General features: G+C 63.3%; 1 pseudogene. It reads left to right on the top strand.

Going from position 1 to position 528, the window contains the following annotated elements:
• Nucleotides 1–528 (top strand): annotated as a pseudogene (locus HP499_RS24820) (pyruvate dehydrogenase (acetyl-transferring), homodimeric type); the annotation flags it as partial.

Here is a 528-nt window from a genome sequence, read left to right as displayed (position 1 = left end):
ACTCCCCCATCCTGGCCTCCACCAACCCCGCCGTGAAAACCTACGACCCCGCCTACGGCTACGAAATCGGCCACATCATCCGCCACGGCCTCGAAGAAATGTACGGCCCCGACACTGACGGCACCGGAACTGCATCCGATAAAAACGTGATGTACTACCTCACCGTCTACAACGAACCCATCACCCAACCCGCGGAACCGGAAAACCTGGACATCAACGGGCTCCTCAAAGGCATCTACCGCCTCGCCGAAGCCCCCACCGGAGACGGAAACCGCCCCACCGCGAACATCCTCGCCTCCGGCGTCTCCGTACCCTGGGCCCTGGAAGCCGCCCGGATCCTCGCCGAAGACTGGGGAGTCGCCGCCGAGGTCTGGTCCGTGACCTCCTGGAACGAACTGAGACGCGACGGACTCGCCGCCGAAGAACACGCCTTCCTGAACCCCGGCCAACCCGCCCGCACCCCGTTCATCACCGAACAACTCGCAAACACCACCGGACCAGTCATCGCAGTCTCGGACTACATGAAAG

Origin of the sequence: Paenarthrobacter sp. CM16 (assembly GCF_013179505.1) — a bacterium.
Taxonomy (GTDB): Bacteria; Actinomycetota; Actinomycetes; order Actinomycetales; family Micrococcaceae; genus Arthrobacter.
This window is presented reverse-complemented; position numbering and strand designations above follow the sequence as displayed.